The organism is Streptomyces sp. CC208A (assembly GCF_030010625.1).
Lineage (GTDB): Bacteria > Actinomycetota > Actinomycetes > Streptomycetales > Streptomycetaceae > Streptomyces.
In genome coordinates this window covers 26726-51088 of the sequence record NZ_JASCXN010000042.1, presented here as the reverse complement: position 1 = coordinate 51088, position 24363 = coordinate 26726, and the positions used below count along the sequence as shown (strand labels likewise).

The 24363-nt window shown below is 72.4% G+C and carries 27 protein-coding genes; 14 read left to right on the top strand and 13 right to left on the bottom strand.

Going from position 1 to position 24363, the window contains the following annotated elements; genetic code table 11:
- Positions 1–74: 74 nt before the first annotated feature.
- Together QK442_RS31940 and QK442_RS31935 are read left to right on the top strand one after the other, a co-directional pair.
- Positions 75–620, top strand: coding sequence for a heme-binding protein (locus tag QK442_RS31940; protein WP_282697594.1), 546 nt, complete (start codon positions 75–77; stop codon positions 618–620).
- Positions 621–705: 85 nt separating this feature from the next.
- Positions 706–2130 carry a M1 family metallopeptidase gene (locus QK442_RS31935; protein WP_282697593.1) on the top strand — a complete coding sequence of 475 codons (1425 nt, stop codon included), beginning with the start codon at positions 706–708 and terminating at the stop codon, positions 2128–2130.
- Between the two features lie 25 nt (positions 2131–2155).
- On the opposite strand, the gene QK442_RS31930 is transcribed toward QK442_RS31935, so the two are convergent.
- Both QK442_RS31930 and QK442_RS31925 read right to left on the bottom strand, forming a co-directional pair.
- Positions 2156–2677, bottom strand: coding sequence for a GNAT family N-acetyltransferase (locus tag QK442_RS31930; protein WP_282697592.1), 522 nt, complete (start codon positions 2675–2677; stop codon positions 2156–2158).
- 77 nt (positions 2678–2754) lie between these two features.
- Complete coding sequence (locus tag QK442_RS31925) at positions 2755–3330, bottom strand: TerD family protein (RefSeq protein WP_282697591.1); 576 nt, start codon at positions 3328–3330, stop codon at positions 2755–2757.
- A 175-nt stretch (positions 3331–3505) separates the two neighbouring features.
- Between QK442_RS31925 and arfB the strand changes: the two genes are divergently transcribed.
- Positions 3506–3934 carry an alternative ribosome rescue aminoacyl-tRNA hydrolase ArfB gene (arfB, locus tag QK442_RS31920; RefSeq protein WP_282697590.1) on the top strand — a complete coding sequence of 143 codons (429 nt, stop codon included), beginning with the start codon at positions 3506–3508 and terminating at the stop codon, positions 3932–3934.
- Positions 3935–3961: 27 nt separating this feature from the next.
- Here arfB and QK442_RS31915 read toward each other — a convergent pair whose 3' ends face one another.
- Entirely contained in the window at positions 3962–4540 is a 579-nt protein-coding gene (locus QK442_RS31915) for a flavin reductase family protein (protein WP_282697604.1), read from the bottom strand.
- Positions 4541–5032: 492 nt separating this feature from the next.
- Here QK442_RS31915 and cdgB point away from each other — a divergent pair, with 492 nt between their 5' ends.
- Positions 5033–6697, top strand: a complete 1665-nt coding sequence (gene cdgB / locus QK442_RS31910) for a diguanylate cyclase CdgB (protein ID WP_282697589.1) — start codon at positions 5033–5035, stop codon at positions 6695–6697.
- 84 nt (positions 6698–6781) lie between these two features.
- Positions 6782–7795: a carbohydrate-binding protein gene (locus QK442_RS31905; RefSeq protein WP_282697588.1), complete on the top strand. Its 1014-nt coding sequence runs from the start codon at positions 6782–6784 to the stop codon at positions 7793–7795.
- 3 nt (positions 7796–7798) lie between these two features.
- Here QK442_RS31905 and QK442_RS31900 read toward each other — a convergent pair whose 3' ends face one another.
- From QK442_RS31900 to QK442_RS31890, 3 genes are all read right to left on the bottom strand, one after another.
- Entirely contained in the window at positions 7799–8728 is a 930-nt protein-coding gene (locus tag QK442_RS31900) for a 1-phosphofructokinase family hexose kinase (RefSeq protein WP_282697587.1), read from the bottom strand.
- 123 nt (positions 8729–8851) lie between these two features.
- On the bottom strand, positions 8852–10024 hold the full coding sequence (gene nagA / locus QK442_RS31895; protein ID WP_282697586.1) for an N-acetylglucosamine-6-phosphate deacetylase: 1173 nt from the start codon (positions 10022–10024) through the stop codon (positions 8852–8854).
- Complete coding sequence (locus QK442_RS31890) at positions 10024–11007, bottom strand: ROK family protein (protein ID WP_282697585.1); 984 nt, start codon at positions 11005–11007, stop codon at positions 10024–10026. The genes nagA and QK442_RS31890 overlap by 1 nt, the downstream gene beginning before the upstream one ends.
- Before the next feature lie 251 nt (positions 11008–11258).
- On the opposite strand from QK442_RS31890, the gene QK442_RS31885 reads away from it, so the two are divergent.
- From QK442_RS31885 to otsB, 3 genes are all read left to right on the top strand, one after another.
- Positions 11259–12542 (top strand): extracellular solute-binding protein, encoded by a 1284-nt coding sequence (locus QK442_RS31885; protein ID WP_282697584.1) that lies wholly within the window; start codon positions 11259–11261, stop codon positions 12540–12542.
- A 24-nt stretch (positions 12543–12566) separates the two neighbouring features.
- Complete coding sequence (locus QK442_RS31880) at positions 12567–12818, top strand: DUF3263 domain-containing protein (RefSeq protein ID WP_282697583.1); 252 nt, start codon at positions 12567–12569, stop codon at positions 12816–12818.
- Between the two features lie 63 nt (positions 12819–12881).
- Complete coding sequence (gene otsB / locus QK442_RS31875) at positions 12882–13724, top strand: trehalose-phosphatase (protein WP_282697582.1); 843 nt, start codon at positions 12882–12884, stop codon at positions 13722–13724.
- 39 nt (positions 13725–13763) lie between these two features.
- Here otsB and QK442_RS31870 read toward each other — a convergent pair whose 3' ends face one another.
- A complete protein-coding gene (locus QK442_RS31870) occupies positions 13764–15602 on the bottom strand; it encodes an immune inhibitor A domain-containing protein (protein ID WP_282697581.1) in 1839 nt (612 codons plus the stop codon).
- Here QK442_RS31870 and QK442_RS31865 point away from each other — a divergent pair, their 5' ends adjacent.
- Positions 15603–16217, top strand: a complete 615-nt coding sequence (locus QK442_RS31865) for a hypothetical protein (RefSeq protein ID WP_282697580.1) — start codon at positions 15603–15605, stop codon at positions 16215–16217.
- Positions 16218–16241: 24 nt separating this feature from the next.
- On the opposite strand, the gene QK442_RS31860 is transcribed toward QK442_RS31865, so the two are convergent.
- Complete coding sequence (locus QK442_RS31860) at positions 16242–17126, bottom strand: NAD(P)-binding domain-containing protein (RefSeq protein ID WP_282697579.1); 885 nt, start codon at positions 17124–17126, stop codon at positions 16242–16244.
- Between the two features lie 98 nt (positions 17127–17224).
- Here QK442_RS31860 and QK442_RS31855 point away from each other — a divergent pair, with 98 nt between their 5' ends.
- Positions 17225–17572, top strand: a complete 348-nt coding sequence (locus QK442_RS31855) for a helix-turn-helix domain-containing protein (protein ID WP_282697578.1) — start codon at positions 17225–17227, stop codon at positions 17570–17572.
- A gap of 130 nt (positions 17573–17702) precedes the next feature.
- Positions 17703–18248 carry a GNAT family N-acetyltransferase gene (locus QK442_RS31850; protein ID WP_282697577.1) on the top strand — a complete coding sequence of 182 codons (546 nt, stop codon included), beginning with the start codon at positions 17703–17705 and terminating at the stop codon, positions 18246–18248.
- A 181-nt stretch (positions 18249–18429) separates the two neighbouring features.
- On the opposite strand, the gene QK442_RS31845 is transcribed toward QK442_RS31850, so the two are convergent.
- Positions 18430–18843, bottom strand: coding sequence for a DNA-binding protein (locus QK442_RS31845; protein ID WP_282697576.1), 414 nt, complete (start codon positions 18841–18843; stop codon positions 18430–18432).
- On the bottom strand, positions 18825–19109 hold the full coding sequence (locus QK442_RS31840) for a hypothetical protein (protein WP_282697575.1): 285 nt from the start codon (positions 19107–19109) through the stop codon (positions 18825–18827). The genes QK442_RS31845 and QK442_RS31840 overlap by 19 nt, the downstream gene beginning before the upstream one ends.
- 780 nt (positions 19110–19889) lie before the next feature.
- On the opposite strand from QK442_RS31840, the gene QK442_RS31835 reads away from it, so the two are divergent.
- Complete coding sequence (locus QK442_RS31835; RefSeq protein WP_282697574.1) at positions 19890–20264, top strand: helix-turn-helix domain-containing protein; 375 nt, start codon at positions 19890–19892, stop codon at positions 20262–20264.
- A gap of 28 nt (positions 20265–20292) precedes the next feature.
- Here the strand turns inward: QK442_RS31835 and QK442_RS31830 are convergent, their stop codons facing one another.
- From QK442_RS31830 to QK442_RS31820, 3 genes are all read right to left on the bottom strand, one after another.
- On the bottom strand, positions 20293–20766 hold the full coding sequence (locus QK442_RS31830) for a hypothetical protein (protein ID WP_282697573.1): 474 nt from the start codon (positions 20764–20766) through the stop codon (positions 20293–20295).
- Between the two features lie 63 nt (positions 20767–20829).
- Positions 20830–21381, bottom strand: a complete 552-nt coding sequence (locus tag QK442_RS31825) for a GNAT family N-acetyltransferase (protein ID WP_282697572.1) — start codon at positions 21379–21381, stop codon at positions 20830–20832.
- A complete protein-coding gene (locus tag QK442_RS31820; RefSeq protein ID WP_282697571.1) occupies positions 21378–22637 on the bottom strand; it encodes a helix-turn-helix transcriptional regulator in 1260 nt (419 codons plus the stop codon). The genes QK442_RS31825 and QK442_RS31820 overlap by 4 nt, the downstream gene beginning before the upstream one ends.
- Positions 22638–22858: 221 nt before the next feature.
- On the opposite strand from QK442_RS31820, the gene QK442_RS31815 reads away from it, so the two are divergent.
- Positions 22859–23218 (top strand): hypothetical protein, encoded by a 360-nt coding sequence (locus QK442_RS31815; RefSeq protein WP_282697570.1) that lies wholly within the window; start codon positions 22859–22861, stop codon positions 23216–23218.
- On the top strand, positions 23215–24327 hold the full coding sequence (amcB, locus tag QK442_RS31810) for a cyclophane-forming radical SAM peptide maturase AmcB (protein ID WP_282697569.1): 1113 nt from the start codon (positions 23215–23217) through the stop codon (positions 24325–24327). The genes QK442_RS31815 and amcB overlap by 4 nt, the downstream gene beginning before the upstream one ends.
- The last annotated feature ends 36 nt before the right edge of the window (positions 24328–24363 follow it).

The following is a 24363-nucleotide window of genomic DNA, read 5'->3' as shown; positions in this document are numbered from 1 at the left end:
TCCGGCACAGACGCCCTCTCCGGCACAGACGCCCTCTCCGCCTCAGACGACACGACCTCCTTGGGAGCCCCACCATGCAGAAGAAGAAGCTCGTTCTCGGTGCCACCGCCGCCGCCATCGTCGCCGCCGGGACCTTCGGCGCCGTCTCCGCGAACGCCTCCGCCCCGGCCGCCGCTCCCGCCGCCGTCGTCAAGGCCGACGCCGCGAAGGACCATCTCTTCCAGACGAAGCACCTCACCGTCGAGGCCGCCACCGACGCCGCCGAGGCCGCCCTCAAGGCCGCCAAGAAGGAGAACCAGCGGGTCACCGTCGCCGTCGTCGACCGCAACGGCAACACCATCGTGACCCTGCGCGGCGACGGCGCGGGCCCGCAGTCCTACGAGTCGGCGATCCGCAAGGCGTACACGGCCGTCTCCTGGAACGCGCCGACCTCGGTCCTCGCCGGCCGTCTGGCCCAGGCCCCGAACCTGAAGGACATCCCCGGCACCCTCTTCCTCGGCGGCGGCGTCCCGGTCACCGCCGACGGCGGCCCGATCGCGGGCATCGGCGTGGCGGGCGCCCCCTCGGGCGACCTGGACGAGAAGTTCGCCCAGGCCGGCGTCGCCGAGCTGGCGAAGTAGCCCCCATGTGCGGGTGAGGGCGCCCGGCTCCCCCCGACGGGCGTCCTCGCCTCCGCCTGCTGTCCGACTTGTCTACTATCCGGGTGTGCACCGGAGCAGCCGGACCGGAAGGTCCCCCAGGTCCAGGGCCACCGCCGGCACGGCGGTGGCCCTCGCCGTGCTCGGACTCCTCGCCGGGGGGTGCGTCCCGGAGACCGGCGGGGTGCGGGGCGGGCCCGGCGCTGCGGGGCTGCGCGACCCGTACTTCCCGAAGCTCGGGAACGGCGGGTACGACGTCCGCCACTACGCCCTCGACCTCGCCTTCGACCCGGCCGCGGGGCGCCTCGACGGCACCGCGCGGATCACCGCCCGCGCCACCCGGGACCTCTCCGCGTTCAACCTCGACCTCGCCGGTCTCACGGTCGAGCGGGCGGATGTCGACGGCGAGCCCGCCGCCTTCAACCGGGCCGGGGGCGAGCTGACCCTCCGTCCGCGCGACGAGCTGTCGGAGGGCGCCGAGTTCACCGTCACCGTCGTCTACTCCGGTGTGCCCGAGCCGCTCACCGACGCCGACGGTTCGACGGAGGGCTGGCTGAACACCGCCGACGGGGCCCTCGCGGTCGGTGAACCGGCCGGTTCCACGACCTGGTTCCCCGGCAACCACCACCCCTCCGACAAGGCCACCTACGAGATCGCGCTGACCGCCCCGAGCCGGCTCCAGGCCCTCTCCAACGGCGTCCGCGTCTCCTCGGGGCCCGCGTCCGGCGGCCGTACCCGCACGGTCTGGCGGCAGGCCGAGCCGATGGCGAGCTACCTGGCCACCGTGATGATCGGCCGGTACGCGACCACCACCGGCACCGCCCTCGGCGGGGTCCCGGTCGTCACCGCCGTCGAGCCCTCGCTGGGCCCCGCCACGGCCGCGCTCCGCGCCGAGCTCCCGACGTTCCTCGCCCGCCTGCGGGAACGCTTCGGCCCCTACCCCTTCGGTGCCGCCGGTGCCGTCGTCGTCCCCGACGGACTCATCGGCTACGCCCTGGAGACCCAGACCCGGCCCGTCCTCCCGGCCTCCGCCTTCGACCGCGCGACGCTCGTGCACGAACTGGCCCACCAGTGGTTCGGGAACTCCGTCACCCCCGAGAGCTGGCAGGACATCTGGCTCAACGAGGGCTTCGCCACCTACGCCGAGTGGCTGTACGCGGAGGAGTACGAGTCCGTGCCGGCCCGGCGGCGCTTCGAGGCCGCCTTCGCCGAGGACGCCAACTGGGCCTTCCCGCCCGCCGACCCGCCCACCGCCGGGGACCTCTTCGGCGCGCCGGTCTACCAGCGCGGCGCGATGGTCCTGCACAAGCTCCGCGAGGCCGTCGGGGACGAGGTCTTCGACGAGCTGCTGCGCGGCTGGGCCGCGAAGTACCGGCACGCCAACGCCTCGACGGAGGACTTCACGGCGTACGCGGAGGGGGTCGCGGGGCGGGACCTGGGGGAGCTGTGGGACGTGTGGCTGTACGGGGACGGGCGGCCGGAGAAGCCCTAGCGCGGGTCCTGGAGGGGCCTTGCTTCTAGAGGGGCTTGCGCAGGATCGTGCACGGGCGGCCGTGGGCGCGGTCCGGGCGGCGGGCGATCTCCTCGTACCCGAGGGAGGTCCAGAAGGTGAGGGCCCTCGGGTTGTTCTCCAGGACGGCGAGCTTCAGGCCGGTGCGGCCCGCCGCGCGGAAGCCGTCCTCGACGTGTCCGGCGAGGCGGCGGCCGTGTCCCGCGCGCCACTCGTCGCCGTGCACCATCAGGAGGCCCAGCCACGGGTCGGGGTCGGCCGGGTCGGGGTGGTGGGCCAGGGTGACGGCGACGGCCACGAGCCGGCCCTCGGAGCGGGCGAGCAGCACCTCGGCGGACGGCTCGGCCAGTTCGGCGGCGAGCGTGGCCGCGACCTGCTCGGGCCGGATGTCGTCCGGGTCCGGGAAGTCGCCGCTGAGCTGGTGGAACTCCCGGTTCGACGCGTACAGCGCGGTGAGTTCGGTGAGCAGCGGGCCGGGCAGCGCGGCCCCGTCCTCCAGGGCCTTGGGCGCGAGGGTCTCGACGATCACCCGGCAAGGGTAGGGCCAGGGGCGGAGCCCCGGCGGGTGGAAACCCGGCCGGGGCCCCGCGGTTCTGCCGGGGTGCGTCAGATGTTCACGCCGAAGTCGCGGGCGATGCCCTCCAGGCCGGAGGCGTAGCCCTGGCCGACCGCGCGGAACTTCCACTCGGCGCCGTTGCGGTAGAGCTCGCCGAAGACCATGGCGGTCTCGGTGGCGGCGTCCTCGGAGAGGTCGTAGCGGGCGATCTCGGCGCCGCCGGCCTGGTTCACGATGCGGATGTACGCGTTGCGGACCTGGCCGAAGTTCTGCGAGCGGGAGACCGCGTCGTAGATGGAGACCGGGAAGACGATCTTGTCGACGTTCGGCGGGAGGGCCGCCAGGTTGACGTTGATCTGCTCGTCGTCGCCGCCGCCCTCGCCGGTGCGGTTGTCACCCGTGTGGACGATGGTCTGGTCCGGGGTCGCCTTGTTGTTGAAGAAGACGAAGTGGGCGTCCGAGGCCACCCGGCCGGTGCCGTCGACGCCGATCGCGGAGGCGTCCAGGTCGAAGTCGGTGCCGGTCGTCGTGCGGACGTCCCAGCCGAGGCCCACGGTGACGGCGGTCAGGCCCGGCGCCTCCTTGGTGAGGGAGACGTTGCCGCCCTTGGTGAGGCTCACAGCCATGGAAGTCCCTTTCCTCGCGGTGCACACGCGGTCACGTCGCGTGTGGTCGTCGCCGGGAGAAACGCGGGACGGCGCCCCGTGGTTCCCGGCGCGTGAAAACAGGGCGTGTGAACGTGAAAACAGGGCGTGTGAAAACGGGATGACGGTCCGGACCCGCCGCGGGGAACATGGAGGCATGTCAGGTCCGTATCAGATCCGTGGCTCCGTCTCGCTTCCCGAGGCCGAGCTCCAGTGGCGTTTCTCGCGCTCCTCGGGTCCCGGCGGCCAGCACGTGAACACCTCCGACTCCCGCGTCGAGCTGCGGTTCGACCTCGCCGCGACCGAGGCGCTGCCCGAGGTGTGGAAGTCCCGCGCCCTGGAACGGCTCGCCTCCCGGCTGGTGGACGGCGTGCTGACCGTACGGGCCTCGGAGCACCGCTCCCAGTGGCGCAACCGGGAGACGGCCGCCGTCCGGCTCGCCGCGCTCCTCGCCGAGGCGACGGCCCCGCCGCCGAAGCCCCGCAAGGCCACCCGCATCCCGCGCGGCATCAACGAGCGCCGGCTGCGGGAGAAGAAGCAGCGCGCCGAGACCAAGCGCGGCCGCCAGGGCCGCGACTGGGGCTGACCGCCTGAGCCGTGCGGTGCCGTGCGGTCAGCCCAGGCGGCGGTAGCGGCCGCGGAAGTACGTGAGCGGTCCGCCGTCGGGGGAGGGCAGGCCGACCGTCAGGACGCGGCCGATCACCAGGGTGTGGTCGCCCGCCACCACCCGGCTCTCGGTGCGGCACTCCAGGGTCGCGAGCGCCCCGCCGATCAGGGGCGCGCCGCTCTCCTCGCCGCGGGTGTACGGCACGTCGGCGAAGAGGAGGCGGTCCGAGATCCGGCCCTTCATCGCGAAGCGCCCCGCGACGTGCCGCTGGCTCTCGGCGAGCACCGACACCGCCCAGACCGGGACCTCCTCCAGGAGGTCGTCCATCCGGGAGCCGTTGCGCAGGCTGACCAGGACCAGCGGCGGGTCGAGGGAGACGGAGAGGAAGGCGGTGGCCGTCATGCCGACGTCCTCGCCGCGCGGGCCGTCGTCGGGATCGTGCGCGGTCACCAGGACCACGCCGGCCGCGAGGCGGGACATGGCCGCCCGGAACTCGTCTGCGCTCACTCCCTCAGCATGAGGGACGGCCCCGGCGCGAGGGAGGGCGAGGTCCGTGACGGGCGGCGAGGCCGGAGTCTTCTGCAGCACGTCTGCACGCTAGACGCGGGCCGGGCGTGCCGCATCGGGCCGGGGGACCAGACCGGCGCCCGGCGGGGGTCCTAGGACCCCCGCCCTCGGAGCCGTACCGTCATCGCCCCGGCGTCCGAGCCCCGCCCTCGGAGCCGTACCGTCATCGCCCCGGCGTCCGAGCCCCGCCCCTGGAGCCGTACCGTCACCGCCCCGCCGTCCGCCCCCCGCCCTCGGAGCCGTAGCGCCGTCGCCCCGGGGTCTGGAACCCCGGCTCCCGGAGCCGTACGCTCGCCACCCCCGCCCCCACCGAGGGCGCGGCGTCTCCGCCGGTCACCTCCGACCCGCCGAATCCAGCCATGCAGTGCTGTGACTTGAGTCACAGAGGGCACTATTTGTTGACCCTGTGTACCGGGTGCGCAGCTCGCTGTGATTCAGTGGCGGGGACAGTGCAGCACGAAGCCGATGAGAACCCTGGAGTTGCTGTCGAGGTCTCGGGGAGAGCGAGCGATGGAGACCGAGTCGGAGCCTTACGTCCGTCTCTCGACCCTGCGGCAGCTGCATCAGGTCGTGGCGGACCTCAACACCGCCCGCAGCCTGGCGGACACCCTGCAGACCGTCGCCGACGGCGTCGTCGCCGGTCTCAACTACCAGCTGGCCGCCGTCAACCTCGTCCGGCCCGACGGTGACCTGGTCGTCGCCGCCTTCGCGGGGGACGCCGCCGCCGAAGCCCTCATCACCGGCCGCGTCGGCTCCCGCGACGCCTGGGAGCGCCGCCTGTCCATGGCCGTCCGCTGGGGCGACCTGCGGTTCATCCCGCACACCGAGGGCTGGGTCCTGATGGACGACGACGTCCCCCAGTGGCACACCGACGGGCCCGCCCCCCGCTTCGAGGACGAGTGGCACCCCCACGACCGCCTCTACGCCCCCATGTACGCCTCCGGCACCGGCCGGGAGCTCCTCGGCGTCATATCCGTCGACCGCCCGCGCAACGGCCGGCACCCGGGACCCTGGGGGCAGGAAGCCCTCCAGATGTACGCCTCCCAGTCCGCCATCGCGATCAGCAACGCCCGGCTCCGCTCCAACATGCAGCGCGCCCTGATCCGCCTGGAGCGCGAGCAGCAGGCGCTCCGCGCCAGCGAGGAATCCTTCCGGCAGGCCTTCGAGTACGCCCCCTCCGGCATGGCCATCGCCGAGCTCGGCGGCGACCAGCACGGCCGCCTCCTCCGTACCAACGACGCCCTCTGCCGGCTCCTCGGCCGCCCCTCCTCCGTGATGCGCCGCTACTCCTTCGCCGACCTCGTCCACCCCGAGGACATCGGCACCCTGCTCCGCACCTCCGCCGAGGGCGGCCGGGCCGAGCTGCGGCTCGGGCGGCGCGACGGCACCTACGTGTGGGTGTCCCTGCGGAACTCGGTGGTCGCCGACACCGCCGACGGGCCCCGTTTCCTCCTCACCCACGTCGAGGACATCGAGGAGCGCAAGCGGCACGAGCTCCAGCTCGCCCACCGCGCCTCCCACGACGCCCTCACCGGCCTGCCCAACAGCGCCGAGCTGCGCTCCCGGCTCTCCGCCCGGATCTGCGAGCGCCCCGCGCACACCGGCGCCTACCAGGGCCCCGGCACCCCGTACGAAGGGCCCTACGAGGGGGGTTACGAAGGGGGCTACGAGCACGAGCACGAGCACGGTTTCGGGTTCGAACCGGCCGCCGGCGGCGGGGCGTACGACCACCACGTGCACCTGGTCGCGCCGAGCGGCGGGGCCGTCGACGACGGCACCAAGGGGCTCGCCGTCCTCTTCTGCGACCTCGACGGCTTCAAGTCGATCAACGACCGGTTCGGGCACCACACCGGCGACGCCGTCCTCATCGAGGTGGCCCGCCGGCTCACCACCGGCGTCCGGGACGGTGACACCGTCGCCCGTCTGGGCGGTGACGAGTTCGTCGTCCTCGCCGACGGCCTGGGCGCCGCCGACGCCGCCGACCTCGCCGTCCGGCTGCGGAACGCGATCATCCCGCCCATCCGGGTGGACGGCCGCGCGGTCCGGGTCGGGGCCAGTTTCGGCATCGGCTGGGCCGAGTGCGGCATGACCGTCGAAGAGGTCCTGAACTCCGCCGACCAGCGGATGTACCTGGAGAAACGGTCCCGGGCCAAGGTGCAGCGCCGGGCCGGGTGATCGTTCCCCGCGCAGGAGCTTCAGCCGTTCGGGGTAGGCTCGCCGGGTCGGCGACGGCTGGCGAGCATGGAGAGGATGACCCGGATGGCTGCCGGAAACGACGGCGCGAACAAGCCCGAGGACGACGACCCGTTCGGTTATCTGTACGCGGACGGCCAGGCGTCGGGCCGCGCCCCCCAGGGCGGCGGCTACGGCTACCCGGGTCCCGCGCCCGCGCAGCCGGGTGTGCCCCGAACCTCGTACAACCAGGTCAGGACGGTCGGCGAGCGCCAGTACGGCCAGCAGCCGGGCCAGCCGGCCCAGCCGTACGTGCCGCCGCAGCAGCAGGCGCCGTACGGACAGCCGCAGCAGCAGGCGCCGTACGGGCAGCCGCATCCGCAGTACGCGGCGCCCGAGACGTACGGGAACGGGCAGCAGCCGCCCCGGCAGTCCCCGCCCCCGCAGGGTCCGCGCGGCGGTGGCCGCGGGCCCAACACCAAGGGCCTGCTGATCGGCGCGGTCGCGGTCGTCGCGGTCGTCGTCATCGGCATCACCGCGGCGGTGATCTCCAATTCGGGCGGCAAGGGCAAGAAGGAGGAGGAGCGGGCAGGCGGTCCCACGGCCACTACGGCCCCGGTCACCCCCAGCCAGGAGCCCGGCGCCTCCACTGAGCCGACCACCGAGCCGACCAAGGCGGAACTGCCCCGCCAGGACGCGGCCACCCTCCAGCTCGGCGGTTCGGCCACGATCGGCAAGGACATCAAGGGCGGCAAGGGCCCGGACGGCGCCTACGTGGCGCTCAACGGCGTCGGCGGCTCCGCGAGCTGGACCGTGGACGTGCCCGAGGCGGGCGACTACACCCTCAAGATCACCTACAGCGTGCCCGGCAAGGACGCGGACGCCATGCTGACGGTGAACGACCGGCCGCCCTACAAGGTCAACATGAAGAACTGGGCGAACGCGGCGGAGGGCGACTGGGAGAAGGGGTGGACCACCACCTACGGCTACGCCACCCTCAACAAGGGCAGCAACTCGCTCAAGATCTCCTGCGAGGAGGGGAACTCCTGCGAGGCGATCATCGACCAGGTCTACCTGGTGGAGGGCAAGGTCGGCAGCTGAGCCTCAGCCGGCGTCGCCCGTCTCGGTGACCGTCACCTTCGGCAGCAGCTCCGCGTAGACGGCGGGGTCGTACTCCCCGGCGACCGGCGCCGCGACCGTCGCCGCCGAGAGGGCGACCGCGCTCGCCAGACGGGCGGGCCAGGGGGTTCCGTCGACCAGGCCCGCCAGGAGGGCCGCGACCGCGGAGTCGCCCGCGCCGGTCGGGTTGCCGTGGACGGGGGCCGGGGGCGTCGCCTGCCAGAGGCCCTCGGGCGTGGCGGCGAGCAGGCCTTCGGGGCCCAGCGAGGTGACGACCGTGTGGGCGCCTCGGCGGCGCGCGTCCTGGGTGGCGCGGCGGGGCTCGCGGGAGCCGGTGAGGCCGGCGAGTTCCTCGGCGTTGGGTTTCACCAGGTCGGGGCGGGCGGCGATGCCGCGGCGGAGCGGTTCGCCGCTGGTGTCCAGGAGGACCGGGACGCCGGCGGCCCTGGCCGTACGGACCAGGTCCGCGTACGCGCCGACGTGGACGCCCGGCGGGAGGCTGCCGCAGAGGGCGACGGCCGCGGCACCGTCCAGGAGCTCGGCGTAGCGGGAGCGGAAGGCCGCCCACTCCTCGGGGGTGACGGCGGCGCCGGCCTCGTTGAACTGGGTGGTGTCCCCGGCGCCGGTGTCGACGACGGCGATCGTGCGGCGGGTGGCCGCCCCGGTGGTGACGAGCGCGTCGGTCAGCCGGGGGAGCGGGGCGAGGAGGGCGCGCAGCCGGTCCCCGGTGGGGCCGCCGGCGAAACCGGTGACGACGGTCTCGTGGCCGAGGGCGGCGAGCACCCGGGCCACGTTGATCCCCTTGCCGCCGGGACGCTCCGCGCTGCGGGCGACGCGGTGGCTGCCGTACGGGACGAGGGCGGGCACCTCGTAGGTGAGGTCCAGTGCCGTGTTGAGGGTGACCGTGAGGATCACCTGCTCACCCCCGTACTTCCGGTAAGTCCTTGTGGCGACAGCCGTGTGACGCGCCACGATCATGCCAAAGGAACGGCGATCGGCCCAGCCCCCAGCCTGTTCGCCGTCCCCTTTCCGCCCTGATCAGGCGGTCTGCGGCACCCGGGCGGTCACGCCCTGCGGGGCGACGATCCACTCGCCCTTGCGCATGACGCCCTTCACGTCGAAGGCCTCGTCGAGGACGACGATGTCGGCGTCCTTGCCGGGCTCCAGGGAGCCGACCCGGTCGTAGACGCCGAGGAGGCGGGCCGGGTTGGCGGAGATGGCCTGGACGACCGCCTCGACGGGGAGGCCGTCGATGGTGGCGGCGCGCTTGAAGGCGCGGTCGAGGGTGAGGGTGGAGCCCGCGATGGAGCCGCCCTCGACGAGGCGGGCCACGCTGTCCTTCACCTCGACCTCCAGCGTGCCGAGCATGTAGCGGCCGTCGCCGAACCCTGCGGCGTCCATGGCGTCGGTGATGAAGGCGACGCGCTCGGGTCCCGCGTGGTGGAAGGCGAGCTCCAGGGCGGCCGGGTGGAGGTGGGTGCCGTCGTTGATGAGCTCGACGGTGATCCGCTCGTCCTCCAGGAGCGCGGCGATCGGGCCGGGGGCGCGGTGACCGAGGCCGGGCATCGCGTTGTAGAGGTGGGTGGCGACGGTGGCGCCCGCGTCGATGGCCGCCCGCGTCTGCTCGTACGTGGCGTCGGTGTGGCCGATGGCGGCGATGACGCCGTGCTCGGCGAGGAGGCGTACGGAGTCGAGGCCGCCGGGCAGCTCGGTGGCGAGGGTGACCATCCGGGCCTGGCCGCGGGCGGCGTCGATCAGCTTGAGGACGTCGGCGGGGTGCGGGTCGCGCAGCAGGGTCTCGTCGTGGGCGCCCTTGCGGCAGGGGGAGATGAACGGGCCCTCGAAGTGGAGGCCGGCGATCTCGCCCTGCTCGGCGAGTTCGGAGAGGAGTCCTGCCCGGGCGGCGAGGAAGTCCATGTCGCCGGTGACGAAGGAGGCGACGGTGGTGGTGGTGCCGTGCAGGCGGTGGGTGTGGACGCCCTTGAGGACGTCCTCGACGGTGCCGGAGGTGAAGGAGGCGCCGCCGCCGCCGTGGTTGTGCATGTCGACGAAACCGGGGACGAGCCAGTGGCCGGTGAGGTCGAACACCGGGGCGTCCTCGGGGGAGCTGCCCGCGATGCGGCCGCCGTCGTCGACGATCACGCGTCCGTTCTCGACGATCCCGGTGGGCAGCACGACGCGCGCGCCGGCGAGAACCTTGTGATCGGACATCAGGCGGAAACCTCCGGGTCGGTGGGGCGCGGGTCGGCGGGGTGCTGGGAGTGCCGGGGGCTCTGGTCGGCGAGCAGGTCCCAGGCGAGGAGGCCCGCGCCCAGGCATCCGGCGGTGTCCCCGAGGGCCGCCGGGACGATGGCGGGCAGCTTCTGGAAGGTCACGCGTTCCTCCACCGCGGCCCGAAGGGGTGTGAACAAGGTTTCCCCCGCCTCGGCGAGCCCGCCACCGATGATGAGCGTGCGGGGGTCAAGGAGGGTGAGGGCGGTGACCAGGCCGTCGGCGAGGGCGTCGACCGCCTCCTGCCAGATCCGTACGGCCGCGGGGTCGCCGGACGCGACCGCCTTGGCGCAGTCGGCGGCGTCCGCGCCGGGGTCGCCGGTGGCCTCGGCCCAGGCGAGGGAGACGGCGGAGGCGGAGGCGTACCGCTCCAGGCAGCCGCGCTGGCCGCAGCCGCAGTCGGTGCCGCCGGGGCGGACGACGATGTGGCCGATCTCGCCCGCGTAGCCGTGGGCGCCGGCCTCGATGCGGTCGCCGATGCCGATGGCGCCGGCGATGCCGGTGCCGAGCGGCACGAAGAGGAAGCGGTCGGCGCCGTCGCCGGCGCCGATGCGGCCCTCGGCGAGGCCGCCGGTGCGGACGTCGTGGCCGAGGGCGACGGGGAGGCCGCCGAGGCGTTCGCTGAGGAGGGCGCGGAGGGGGACGTCGCGCCAGCCGAGGTTGGCGGCGTAGACGGCGATGCCGCGGTCGGCGTCGACGATGCCGGGGACGGCGACTCCGGCGGCCGCGGCGGGCTCGCCGTACCGCTCCTCGCCGAGGGCGCGGAGCTCCTCGGCGAAGGCGAGGATCGTCTCGACGACGGCCTCCGGGCCGCGCTCGCGGCCGGTGGCGCGGCGGGCCTCGTGGAGCAGGGTGCCGTCCGCCCCGACGAGGGCGGCCTTCATGCCGGTGCCGCCCACATCCAGGGCGATGACGTGTCTCACGGGAACAGTCTCGCGCGAGACCCGCCTAAAGGTCTAGTCCACTGCCGAGGATTGTTGCGCTCGGATACAAATTCGAGGGCGGGGTGCGGGGGAAGGGTGGGGGCTTTGTGGCGAAGGTCCACCCGGGTTGCCGAAGTGAGACCCAAGTGGTGTAGACCTCTTGTCCGGGGTGGGAGAGACTTTCACCTCTCCCCCATAGGTACACGCAGCTCACCGCTGCCCGAAGACGAGCGCTCAATGACGAGCAAAAGGTGGATGAAGCCGTGGAGCGGCGACGATTCCTTGGACTGACCGCGGCCGCCGCCGCCCTGGGCCTGACCGCCACGGTCGCCGGCTGCGGCACCCTCGGCGGTGACGGCGGCGACGTGACCCTGCGCCTGGTCGCCGCCGACTACGACCTCACCGGCGGCACCACCACCAAGAAGTACTGGGACGACCTCGTCGCCGCCTTCCAGGCGAGCCACCCCGGGATCAAGGTCCAGGTCCAGATCGAGTCCTGGGACGACGTCGACCGCAAGGTCGCCGAGCTGGTCGAGGCCGGGCAGGCCCCCGACATCGCCCAGATCGGCGCCTACGCCGACTACGCGGCCGCCGGACAGCTCTACTCCGCCGACGACCTCCTCAGCATCCCCGTCCAGGCCAACTTCCTCCCGCCGCTCGTCGACGCCGGCGAACGGAACCAGACCCAGTACGGGCTGCCCTTCGCCGCCTCCACCCGCCCCCTCTTCTACAACGCCGACCTCTTCGAGAAGGCCGGGCTCAAGGCCCCCACCACCTGGGACGAGCTGGCCGCCGCCGCGAGGAAGCTCAAGGACGAGGGCGTCCGCACCCCCTTCGCGCTCCCCCTCGGCCCCGAGGAGGCCCAGGCCGAGTCCCTGATGTGGCTGCTCGCCGGCGGGGGCGGCTGGACCGACGACTCCGACCGGTACGCCATCGACTCCCCGGCGAACGTCGAGACCCTCACCTGGCTCAAGGACGAGCTGGTCGGCAAGGGCCTCACCGGCCCCGTCGCCCCCGGCAAGCTCAACCGCAAGGCCGCCTTCGCCGCCTTCGCGCGCGGCGAGGTCGGCATGCTCAACGGCCACCCCTCGCTCCTCCAGGAGGCCGCCAAGCAGGGCGTCAAGGTCGGCCAGGCCCCGCTGCCCGGCGTCGAGGGACCGGCCAAGGCGGCCATGGGCGTCGCCGACTGGATCATGGCCTTCAAGCAGAACGGCCACCGCAAGGAGGCAGGCGCCTTCCTCGACTTCGTCTTCAGCGACGAGAACGTGCTGAAGTTCGCCGGCGACAACGACCTGCTGCCCGTCACCGTCAGCGCCTCCACCCGCATGCAGGGCGAGGCCGAGCACGCCTCCCTGCACGAGTTCCTCAAGGCTCTGCCCACCGCCCAGCTCCCGCCGGTCGGCAAGACCTCCTGGGCCAAGGTCAGCGAGACCATCAAGCAGGACATCGGCAAGGCCGTCACCCCCACCGGCCGCCCGGCCGACGTCCTCAACGCCATCGCCCGCACCGCGACGGCGGCGGAGGCGGCGGAGTAGCGCACTTGTATATAGGTTGACCGTATGACCGAAGAGACGCCGGGGGACAGTGGTGGCCTCGGGGAGCTGGAGCAGGCGGTGCTCGCCGTCGAGCGCCGCTCCTGGCCCGGCCCCGGTGCCAAGGAGCGGGCCGTCCGTGAAGGACTCGGCCTCTCGCCGACCCGCTACTACCAGCTCCTCAACGCGCTCCTCGACGACCCGCGGGCGCTCGCCCACGACCCGGTGACCGTCAACCGCCTGCGCCGGGTCCGCCAGGCGAAGGAGCGCCGACGGTAAACGTCTCCGGGGGTGAGTCCGGCCACGCTGACGGCGGACGGCCGCCTCGGTAGGGTCGGAGGCATGGTCAGCAGCCTTCCGCACCCGGCCACACCCGCCGGCCGCGACGGCCTGGACGCGCTCCTCGCGCGTCCTTCCGAGGCCGTCGTCGCCCTCGACTTCGACGGGACGCTCGCCGAGATCGTCCCCGACCCCGAGCAGGCCCGCGCCCACCCCGGCGCCGTCCCCGCGCTCGCCGCCCTCGCCCCGCACCTGGCCGCCGTCGTCGTGGTGACCGGCCGCCCCGCCGGGGTCGCCGTCCGCCACGGCGGTTTCGCCGGCGTCCCCGGCCTGGACCGCCTCACCGTCCTCGGCCACTACGGCGCCGAGCGCTGGGACGCCGTCACCGGTACGGTCACGGCCCCCGCCCCGCACCCCGGTGTCGCCGCCGTCCGCGCCGAGCTCCCCGGCTTCCTCCACCGGCACGGCGCCTGGCCCGGTGTCTGGATCGAGGAGAAGGGCCGCGCGGTCGCTGTCCACACCCGCCGTGCCCAGGCCCCGCAGGACGCCTTCGACGCCCTCAAGGGCCCCCTCGGCGACCTGGCCGCCGCCCACGGCCTGGTCCTGGAGCCCGGCCGGCTGGTCCTGGAGCTGCGGCCCCCGGGCATGGACAAGGGGGTGGCGCTGGCGGAGTTCGTACGGGAGCGGGGCGCGGGTTCCGTCCTGTACGCGGGGGACGACCTGGGCGATTTGCCGGCCTTCGCGGCGGTGGAGAAGCTGCGCGGCGACGGCCTGCCGGGCCTGCTGGTCTGCTCCGGCTCCAGCGAGGTCCCGGAGCTCGCCGAGCGCGCGGACCTGTCGGTGGAGGGCCCGGCGGGGGTGGTGGCGCTGCTCGCGGAACTGGCGAGGGCGGTACGGAAGGACTGAACGCCCTCCCGTACCGCCCTCGTCCGCTGCGGTGACCGATCAGTGCGCGGCGGGGTTGCTCACGCTGATCGTCAGGTCGTCGCCGGCGTCGCCGGTGACGGTGACCTTCACGCCGTGCCCGGCGACCTTGACGCTGGCCTGCGGCGCCGAGGTGTCGTAGTAGGCGTTCGGGTCGGTGTCGTCGAAGACCGGGATGCCCGGCACCGACGGGGCGCAGGCGGCCAGGGTCTGGACGGTCTGCTGCTTGCCCTTGCCCGCGAGGACCTCCTTGTGGAGGCAGGTGGCGTCGGTGGCCTCCAGGCCGAAGGTGGCGTCGAAGGGCTGGCGCCGGTTGCTGGGCGCGGTGCCGTCGGCGTACCGGAAGGGGGTCGGGCGGGCGTCGACGGCCATGGCGGAGCCGGCGCCGGGGTGGGCGCTGACGTTGTTGTCGTCGTAGGACCGGTCGACGTACCAGACGAGCATGCCGTTCTGGTACTTGAAGTACTCGACCCAGTCGGGGGCGGTGATGCCCTTGCTGAACTGGTACGGGCCCTCGGCGAGGAGCGCGTCGGCGCCGACGTACTCGCGGTTCTCCAGGAGGTAGTAGCGCGCGGAGGTGACCGTCTCGGTGCCGGTGGAGATCTTCCAGCGACCCTGCGCGGTCCAGCCGTTGGCGCCCTGCTCGACGTCGTCGGTCAGCAGCGTCGTACCGCCGGACGAGACCGCGATGTCGTCCAGGAAGGCGCCGGCGAAGTGGACGCCGCCGTCCGTCTGGTAGCGGAAGCGGAAGAGCGAGGGCTTGCCCTGGGCGTCGTACGCGTAGCGCAGGGTGGTCCAGCGGCCGGCCGAGGAGCCGTCGACGGCCGCGCCGGCGCGCAGCCAGTTCGCCCCGCCGTCGAGGGAGTACTCGGCGAAGAGGTAGTCGTAGTCGGCCTCGATCTCGTACCAGGCGCTCGCCTTCACGGTGATCCGCGAGGCGGCCGGGACGGAGCGGGTGAGGGACTGGTTGAGGCCGTCGGCGGAGCCGGTCCACCAGGCGCCGGTGCCCGAGGCCGGGGTGGTGTAGGTGGTGCTGGTGGTCTTGTCCGGGAGCGCGACGCGGACGGCCTGCGCCTTGCCGGCCTGCTGGAGGGCGGCCGGGCTGAGGGTGTGGGTGCCGTCGGAGCCGAGCGGGGCGTCGGCGTAGTCGAGCCAGCCGAGGAAGAGCTTCTCCTCGGCGCCCATCAGACCCGGGTGGGTGCCGATGCCGGCGTTGGCGGCGTCGCCGTGACCGAGCCAGGAGCCGGAGCTCATGAGGGTCCAGAAGGCGGTGGAGTTCTCGCCGCCGTTGGTGTCGTAGTAGTCCGGAAGGCCGAGGTCGTGGCCGAACTCGTGGCAGAAGACGCCGAGTCCGCCGTTCTCGCCCTCGGTGGTGTAGTCGCCGAGCCAGTACGTGGACTGGCCGATGCGGGCGCCGCCCGCCTTGTTCTGCGTACCGGCCACGACGGGTCCGGTCAGGCCGTAGTCGTCGCCGTTGACGTACCAGCGGTGCGACCAGATGGCGTCCTCGCCCTGGGCGCCGCCGCCGGCGTCCTCGCCCATGCCGGCGTGGACGGCCTGGAAGTGGTCGATGTAGCCGTCGGGCTCGTCGAAGTCGCCGTCGTGGTCCCAGTCGTTGCGGTCCCAGACGTCGAACTGGGCGAGGTACGCGTCGATCTCGGCGGGCGTCTTGCCGGCCGCGATCTGCGCGTCCCACCAGGCGTCGCCGGTGTCCTGGATGAAGGCCCACGAACCGCCGTTGTCCTCCACGGAGTTGTCGCCGTAGGTGGAGGCGTTGCCGGGGACCTTGACCCAGTCCTCACCGACGCGCTTTCGCCCCCGCGCGCGCCGGCCCGGCGCAGCCCCGTACCGCGGCAGCACGTGCCGCCCGCCCCGGCCGCGCCGCCGCGCGACACCGTGGTGTCCGGCGCGAAGCCGCGGCTGCGCGAGCGCTACACCCGGACGCAGCTCGTGCTCAGAGGCGTACTCGCGCTGCTCGCCGCCCACGGCGTCGCGCTGTACACGGCCGGCACCGTGGCAGGCGATTGGGAGAACCCGCTCATCGGGATCCTGGCCGTCCTGCTCGTCTCGTTCATCGGCGGCGGCGTCGGTGCTTTCGTCTGCGTCGCCGGATCGATGACGGGTGGCTGCTTCCTGCTCCTGTGGCGGATCGCGCGCCGAGGCAAGCGGGTACGGGCCCGGTTCGTCCGCAGAAAGACCACCAAGGGAGTGCACCAGCACGTCTTCGCGGTCACCGACGTGACAGGACGTCAGCACGAACACACGCGCACGGCAGGCGGCCCGAACGTGGCCCCCCTCCCGTACCGCACCGTCTGGTACCTCCAGGGAGCCCCGGACAAGGACACCCTGCTCGGAGCCTGGGCGCCCCTGTGGCTGACCCTCGGAGCCTGCGTGGGCACGGCGGTGACCCTGACGGCCGCCTGGCTCCTGACGTTCTACGTGATCCCGGGCATGCTGCTTCGCACCCTCTTCTGACGTCCCCGCACCGCACGGCCGCCGTCACCGCAGCAGCAGGTCCACCACACCGGTCAGGTCCTCCTCCGGGGCACCCTCCGCGAGGCGACGGCGCATCAACTCGAAGTAGGGGCTGATCAGTTCCGGGCTCACGCCCTGCTGTTCGGCGGTGGCGAGGAAGGCGGGCGTGCCCGCCGTCTGCATGCCCAGGTTGCTGACCACGTTCGTCGTGTAGTCACCGCTCTTCAGCTGGTCCGCGGTCTGCGCGACGTGCGGCCCGGCCATGGCTGAGAGCCATTCGGCGAGCAGCGGGGCGAAGCCGGCCGGATCGATCTCCTCCTTCCGGATCAGCGCGAAGGCGTGCGCGGCGCCGGCGAACATCCCGTACATGGCGCTGAGCAGGGCCACGTCGTGGAGGGCGGCGTGCCCCGGGTCGGCGCCGACGAAACGGGCCCCGGTCGGGGCGGCGAGGGTCCCCCGGTGCTCCTCGAACAGCTCCGGCGAGCCGCTGTAGAAGACGTAGCCCCCGGCCTCCGGGACGCCGATCATCGGCGGGACGGCCATGATGCCGCCGTCCAGGTAGCGGGCGCCCCGGGCGGTCGCCCAGGCGGCCCGCTCGCGGGCCTGAGTGGGGGTCGTGGTGGTCAGGTTGACGACGTCCTTGCCGGTCAGGTCGATCCCGTCGAGGACCGCGCCGACCGAGTCGTCGTCGAGGAGGCAGACGATCACGAGCCCGTGCGCGGCGACGGCGTCGGCGGCGCTCGCGGCGACCGACGCGCCCTCGGCGGCCAGGGCCCCGGCCCGGCCGGCGGTGCGGTTCCAGACGGTGAGCGGGTGCCCGGCGGCGAGCCAGGCGCGGGCGAGGGCGGTACCCATGGCGCCGAGACCGAGGAGGGCGGCGGGGGTCTTGTGAAGTGGGTTCGCTGTCATGTCCCCAAGGCTGTGCGAGGGCTCCGGCCTGCTCAAGTACCCACTCCGAAGTGGGTGGTTACCCTGAAGTGAGCGAGCAGGTCAGGAGGGGGTGGGGCATGGCGACGCCGAACCGGCCCAGGGCGGGCGGCGGACACGTCTGCGGCATCGACACCGCGATGGAGGTGATCGGCGGCAAGTGGAAGGTGCTCGTCCTCTGGGCGCTCCACGAGCAGCCGCACCGCCGCTTCGGAGAACTGCGACGGCTCCTCCCGGGCATCACCGAGAAGGTCCTCGCCTCCCACCTGCGCGAGATGGAGGCGGACGGCATCGTCCACCGCGTCGCGTACGACGAGGTGCCCCCACGCGTCGAGTACGCCCTCACCAAGGACGGCATCCGCCTCAACGAAGCCCTGGAACCCCTCGCGGCCTGGGGTCGCGAGCGGCAGGAGGGGACGTCCTCCTGAGGGGCGGAGCCGGGGCCGGTGAACTCTCTCCTGCCGACCGCTTTCCGCTGTGACGCTCCAGGCGTCGGCGAAGACCGGCACCGGGACGCCGCCCGTACGCTCGGCCTTGGCCCCTGGCATGCTCACCTCCATGACGAGCGAACGTGTGCCGGACCTCGTGCAGGTCACCGATCGGCGTGAGGTCACTTCCGGGCTCCGCCGCCAGTTGATCGACTGCTGGATAGCGGTCACCAACGCGGGCGGTGCCGCGGGGTTTCCCTTCCCGCCCGTCCAGGACGGCGATGTCGCACCGGTCATGGACAGGATTCTCGACCGGCTTCACCCGGATCGCAGCCGCCTGATCACCGCGCGATTCGGAGACGCACTCGCCGGATGGGTCGTCCTCAACCGGGACCCGTACCGGCTCGTGGAGCACTGGGGCACGGTCAACCACCTGCAGACCCGCACCGAGTTCCGGGGACAAGGAGTCGGCTCCGCCCTCATGCGCGAGCTGCGGAGGACCGCCCGCGACGAGCTGGATCTCGAACAGCTCCATCTCGCCGCCCGGGGAGGAGAAGGCCTGGAGAAGTTCTACGGCGCACTCGGATGGCGCGAGGTCGGCCGCTGGCCCGGCGCCCTCCGCCTCGCTCCCGACGACGACAGGGACGAGGTCCTCATGCTCCTCGACCGCCTCTGACCGAGCGGGCCGATGACCTGGCCTGGGTCCTCAGGTGTGTTCGTGCAGCGGCTCGTCCCCTCGGGCCGCACGACTTGCACCGGGACGCCCGTACGCTCGGCGTGGCGCACCACGCCGACGGTACCGCCGAAGCCCACGGGGGCGGCCGAGCCGGACCGCCCCCGGTCGCCCGATGCGTGCCTCACACGGCGACGAGCCGGACCCGGTCGCCGCAAAGCCTGGTCATGTCGTCGATGTCGGACGTCAGCATGACCACGGGACGCTGCTGCCGCAGGGCGGCCTCGGCCACGGCCGCGTCGATGGCGTACTTGTGACCGTGCAGGCCGACGCCCATCAACAGGGCCGAGGCCGCCTTCGCTTCCTCGTCCCCGACGGGGATCACGCGAAGGCCGGACAGCAGCCAGTTCAGCCGAGCCTTGTCCGTGCGGGCGTGCACGGCCTCGATGATGGTGAGTGCGCAGATCACCACTTCCATGCCCCGCGAGCGCGCCTCCGACACCAGGGCCACCACGGTCTCGTCATCGGCGAGCAGCTTGGAGAGTCCCTCGCTGTCGAGGACGAGCGTCCCCTCATGACTCAGCTTGCGGCGGGCCACTGGTCTTCCTCGGTGAACACCTCGTCGAACACCTGCCGTGCCCGCTGCCGCGCCTGCTCGGAGACCGGTCCCTTACGGGTCTCGTAGTCGGCCAGGTACTCGTCCAGCACGCGCCCGCGCAGCTCCCGCTCGACGGCCGCGGCGATGAACGCGGAGAACTCCCGTTTCCCGACCCGGGCGCGGATGGCCTCCGCGGTCCCTTCGGGCAGGGAGAGGCTGACGCGCGTCGCGGGCCCTTCACCGATGTTGTACGTCGTCTCGGACATGCCTCTAGTTTGTCAAACGAGTAGGAAACGAGAAACCCGGTCCGCGTTCTTGCTCGGCAGGGCTGAACTGTTCGAGGGCCAGGACGAGCCGTGATGGCTGGCAGCGTTCCTCTGGGCCCGCGTCTTGCTGCCGTCGCCCCGAGCCATCCGCCGGTGGAACCCGCACCGACCGGGGCGGACGGTGGGGTACGGGGCGGCGGGAGCGGTGCCGGGTGAGCCGGAGCTCGTACGTACCGCACCGGCGCCCCTCCTCGCGCGCCCGCACCCGCCTCCGTATCCGACCGATCGCAGCAACTCCCTGAAACTCGCCTGGACCTCAGCCCAAGACAAGCGACCACGGCGGCGGGAGAGCCGGACGGTCGTCCGCCACGTGGCCCCCAGCAACCACCTACCGGCCCCGGCCACGCTTCCCTCGACGACACCGCCCTCGGCCCGCGACGGCGGAGGGATTCGCGCGGCGAGGGTGGGCGGGGGCGCGCCCGCGCGGCGGGTGGCCTTACCGGTTTAAGACGGAGCGGGCTAAGCAGGTCGCTGACCTGCGACTTCACGAGAAGCTCTACCTAGGACTGGGCGGAGCTACCCAGAATTGGGTAGAGTGGAGATCGGTATCCGATTCTGGATGGCTCCTTTCAACCGTGGGGGTAATCTGTGCGTGCAGGCCGAAGGGTCACCCTGATCAAGACCGTCAACCGGTCGACCGGTGAGGTGAACGACCTCGCCGTCCACTCGTCGGTGTCGGCCACGGTGGCCCTCTGGTTCAGAGGAGGAGGGTTCACCACTATGGGATACGCGGCACACTGGGCGCTCGGAGACGCCGATCTCAGCGCGGCTTCGTACAAGCTGTTCCACAAGATGTGCGCCATCCAGAACCGCAAGGATCACGGCCTGGTGAGGGTGGAGAGTCAGACGAAGTTCGCCGAGCAGGTCGGTATGTCCCAGTCGTCGGTCTCACGGGCCCTCAAGCAGCTCGCCGAGGCCGGTTTCATCTATCCCGACGGCCGCGACTGGCGCCTCCGCCCCGACTTCGTGTTCAACGGCAACGGGGCCGCGCAGGGCCGGGCCATCCAGAACATCCCCGCCGACAGCACCGACCCGTACACCGGGAAGGCCCCCGGGCTGACCGTCATCGACGGCGGCGACGAGGGCGACAGCTGAGCGGCGGGGAAACGCGCGGGCGCCGTACTCAGCGGCTCGCTCCTTCCGGCCACAGGAGCCGTACGGGGACGCCCGTACCTTCGGCGTAGGCGACCACGTCGGCCGTGCCGCCGAAACCCCGGGCGGGCTCGCCGTCCCACACGGCCAGCAGTTCGTCCGCCAGGCCGACGAGGATCTCGCTGCCCGCCATGTGCGCGGCCGAGTCGGAAACCGTCATGCCGGTCCGGCGTACCTTCGCCGCGTGGCTCATCAGCCGGTCGTACACCGGCCAGTGCTCCGCCGGAAGGTTCTCCCGGTACGCGTCGGCCGGGACGACGACCTCCAGGTGGCCGCCGTGGGCGAGGACGTACTCGGCGAGCCACGCGTCAGGGCCGTCCGCGATGCAGGAGACGCCGATCAGCTCGGCGGGGTCGTAGGCCCTGACGGCGGCCTCCAGGAGTCCCCGGACGCGCCGCTCCACATCGGCGCTCAGTCCGCGATGGCCGGTGATTCCCACACGCATGGCGTGATGTCCCTTCGCCGGAGGCAGACGTCGTGAAGACGTCCGACGGCGGCCGGACCGCCGTTACGAGGACGGCAGCTCGGTCGGGCGGATCATCGCGGAGAGAAGGGGAGACTCGGGGGACGGCCGGCTCGTGCCGATCACCCTGTACCCCCAGGATTCGTAGACGCGCTGGACCTTGCCGTCGCCTGCCGCCGCATTGACCATGAGCGACACATGCGCCTCGCTGCGGCCGGCGATCAGCTCGTCATGGATACGGCGTGCCAGTCCGGTGCCCCGGTAGGGAACCGTCACACCGATCTCCTTGAGGGCCAGAGCCGGGGAGCCGGTGAACTCGGTGTCGACCTCGCCCATCCTCGTCCACCAACGGTCACCGCTCTCCACGGTGTTGCCGTACGCGTAGCCCACCGGCCGCTCTTCGGCGTCGAACGCCAGCACCGCCCCGAACCCCGGCTCTCCGCTGTGGCGTTCCAGGCGTTCGGCGAAGGTCGGCACCGCGTAGTTCGGCAGATGCAGCAGCGGTTCGCGCACCTTCGCGTACACCGCGATCAGCGGAGCGACGACCAGGCCGACGTCCTCGGGTGTGTTCGTGTAGCGGCGGAGTCGTGGGGTCATTCGGGCTTCCTCCAGGTGTCACGGGCGAACTGGGCCCATGCGTGGGCGAGGGCGGTGCCGGGAGCGATGACCTCCAGGCGTCGGCCGAAGGCGTGGAGCATCCCCGCGACACGGGGGTGGCGGATCGCGGCGTCGGCCGGGACGGACATGGCGCTCGCGACGGCGGGTTCCACGTCGCCCTGTTCGAGCTGTGCCCGCGCGATGCGGGTCGTGGCGATGGCCTTGGACCGGTGCATGTGGGGACGCAGAGCCGCGAGACAGCGGTGGCCGTGAGCCTCGGCACGCGTGAAGTCGCCGAGGGCGAGGTAGGCGGACATGGCGAGGCTGTCGAGTTCGGCCTGGTCGTAGAAGGCGTTCATCCAGACGGGGCGCTGGGCTTCCGGGTCGGCGCGCAGTATGGCGTCCTGTGCCTGGTCGAAGGCGCGGCGGACTGCCGTGCCGTCACCGGCAGCCCCGTGGATCGCGCCCTGTCTGGCCAGGCCGAGGGAGGCGAACATGGGGTCCTGGCGGGTGATGCTGAGCTTGCGCGCCACGTCGTTGGCCGCGACGGCGTCTGCCGGGCGGCCCATGTGCCGATACATCGTGCCCGCGTGGGACCAGATGCGGAACTTGATGTACGGATCACCGGCCATCTCGGCGAGCTGCTGGGCGATGTGCATGTGCCCGGTGGCGTCTTCGAACCGACGCCCGTCGATGGCGGCCCACATCGCCGAGGACCGGAACGCGGCAGCCGAGGCGTAGACCTGCTTTCGGATGCGCTGACTGGCGCTGCCGGACCTCTGCAGGTCCAGTGCTTCGTCCGCCAGAGTCGCGGCCTTGTGCTCGATGGCGCGTTGGCCGCCGTGGCGGTGGTCCTTGGCGATGACGTCCGCGAACCTCCGGTGAAGCCGTTCGATGTCGCTGACACCAATGCGGCGAGGAGAACCGAAGGCCAGGGTCGCCGAGGTGAGAGCCAGAGCAGGCCCGGCGGTGACGAAATGGCGGCGTTCCACTGGACCCTCCGGCGGTGCTGTGATGCTGGGAGAGACGAATCCCAGATCTTTCAACGGGCAGCGGAAGACCGCTTCCAGCGCTCTGCGTGTCCGACCGATCGGGCGCCGGGTGGCCCCGCTGAGCAGATTCCGCACGGTCCGGTCCGACACCTCACCGGGCCTGCCGGTGATCTCCAGCAGAGCGGCGTTCATCCGCTCCGCCAACTCCTCTTGCGTGATGCCTAAGTCGGCCATCCGCTGCTTCAACACGGCGTTGACTGCCACGACACAGAACGTAGTCCCGACTCGTACACCGGGCCAGAAGAGTCGCAAAGCGATCGTAAAGTCTTCCGGTCGCGTGCCGCGCTTCGGCCGACGGTCTTTCCTGTTCCGATGCGGGACCGGCCCGTTGACTGATCACACGCCGTCCGGGTGTGGGTCGAACAGCGCAGGCTCCCCCTACCAGCCTGGACGGCGGCCGAACACATCGACGGCAGGAGCAGACGATGGACAGTTCCCTCCCTCATCGCACGCCTGGAGCGAGCGGGCACGAGCACGGTGTACCGAGGCCGGAGTACGGCATTCCGAGTCGTGAGCTGCGGGAGAGGGCGGCCGAGGGATGGGAGAGGTTCCTGGACCGCTTCGACGACGGGGAGCCTGACGGGGAGCCCGACCACGCGGGGTACGAGCGGCATCCGCTGCTCGGGCGCCAGGTGCGGGACGTCGCTTCCCAGGGCGAGGGCGAGCTCATGGCCGTCACGCACGAAGTGCACGACGACGGACGCGTGGTCCGTGTCGCCCACATCCGCCCCGCGTCCGGTGTGGAGTGGTCGACGGCCGTCGCCAACATCCAGGCCGCCCGGTGAACCGCTGGCTCGCGGCCGTCCCCCGCGCGGTGGTCATGCAGCCGACGACGCAGTGCCTGCCCATGGACTGCGCCTACTGCTACCTGCCCTTACGGGAGAAGAAGCACCTCATGACGGTGGAGGTCGCCAGGGCGGTGGCCGCGTCGGTCAACGGGTGGGCGGCCGACGACCCGGCCTTCGAGGTCGTCTGGCACGGAGGCGAGCCCCTGGCCGCCGGGCGTGAGCATCTGGCCGCGCTCATGGCGCCCTTCGAGGGCGTGAAGCACTCCGTGCAGACGAACGCCGCTCTCGTCGACGACGCCTGGTGCGGCTTCCTGCTGGAGCACGACGTGGCCGTGGGAGTCAGCATCGATGGTCCCGCGGATATGAACACCCGCCGGGTGACCCTCGCCGGGCGTCCCGGATTCCACGTGGCGATGCGCGGGATCGACCGCCTGCGTCGTCACGGCATCCCGTTCTCCGCCATCGCGGTCGTCTCCGATCTCGATCCGGCGAACGCCGCCCGGTTCTACGAGTTCTTCGCCGAGCTCGGCGTCACCACCCTCGGCGTGAACGTCGAAGAGGAGGAGGGCGTCAACCTCTCGGTACGGGCGGTCGACACCGCTCGCGCGGCCGACTTCTGGGCCGCCCTCGCCGACGCCTGGCGGGCCGACCCGGTCGTACGCCTGCGAGAGCTTCAGCGCGTACTGAACTTCGCCGGCGCGGTCCTCCAGGGCGAGGGGACGGCCCCGCTCCCTGCCTCCGCTCCGTGGGATCCGCTGCCCACCGTCGCGTACGACGGCGGTGTGGTCATGCTCTCCCCCGAGCTCGCCGGGTTCACCGACGACCGGTTCGGCGACTTCACCACCGGAAACGTGCTCCGCCTCGGCCTCGATGTCCTCGTGACCGAGGCCGAGGAACGTACCCCATGGATCTCCGAGTTCTGGAAGGGCGTGGACGCCTGCCGCGCCGCATGCCCCTCCTTCGCCTTCTGCGGAGGGGCCCACCCCGCCAACCGGTACTTCGAGCACGGCGGCCGGATGGACGGGACCAGGACCCGGTACTGCACCACCGCCAAGATCGCCCTGCTGGAAGGAGTGACGCGCCATCTCCGTACGCATGCCCGCTGACGCCACCACCCTCGTGATGGACTTGACCCATGGTTT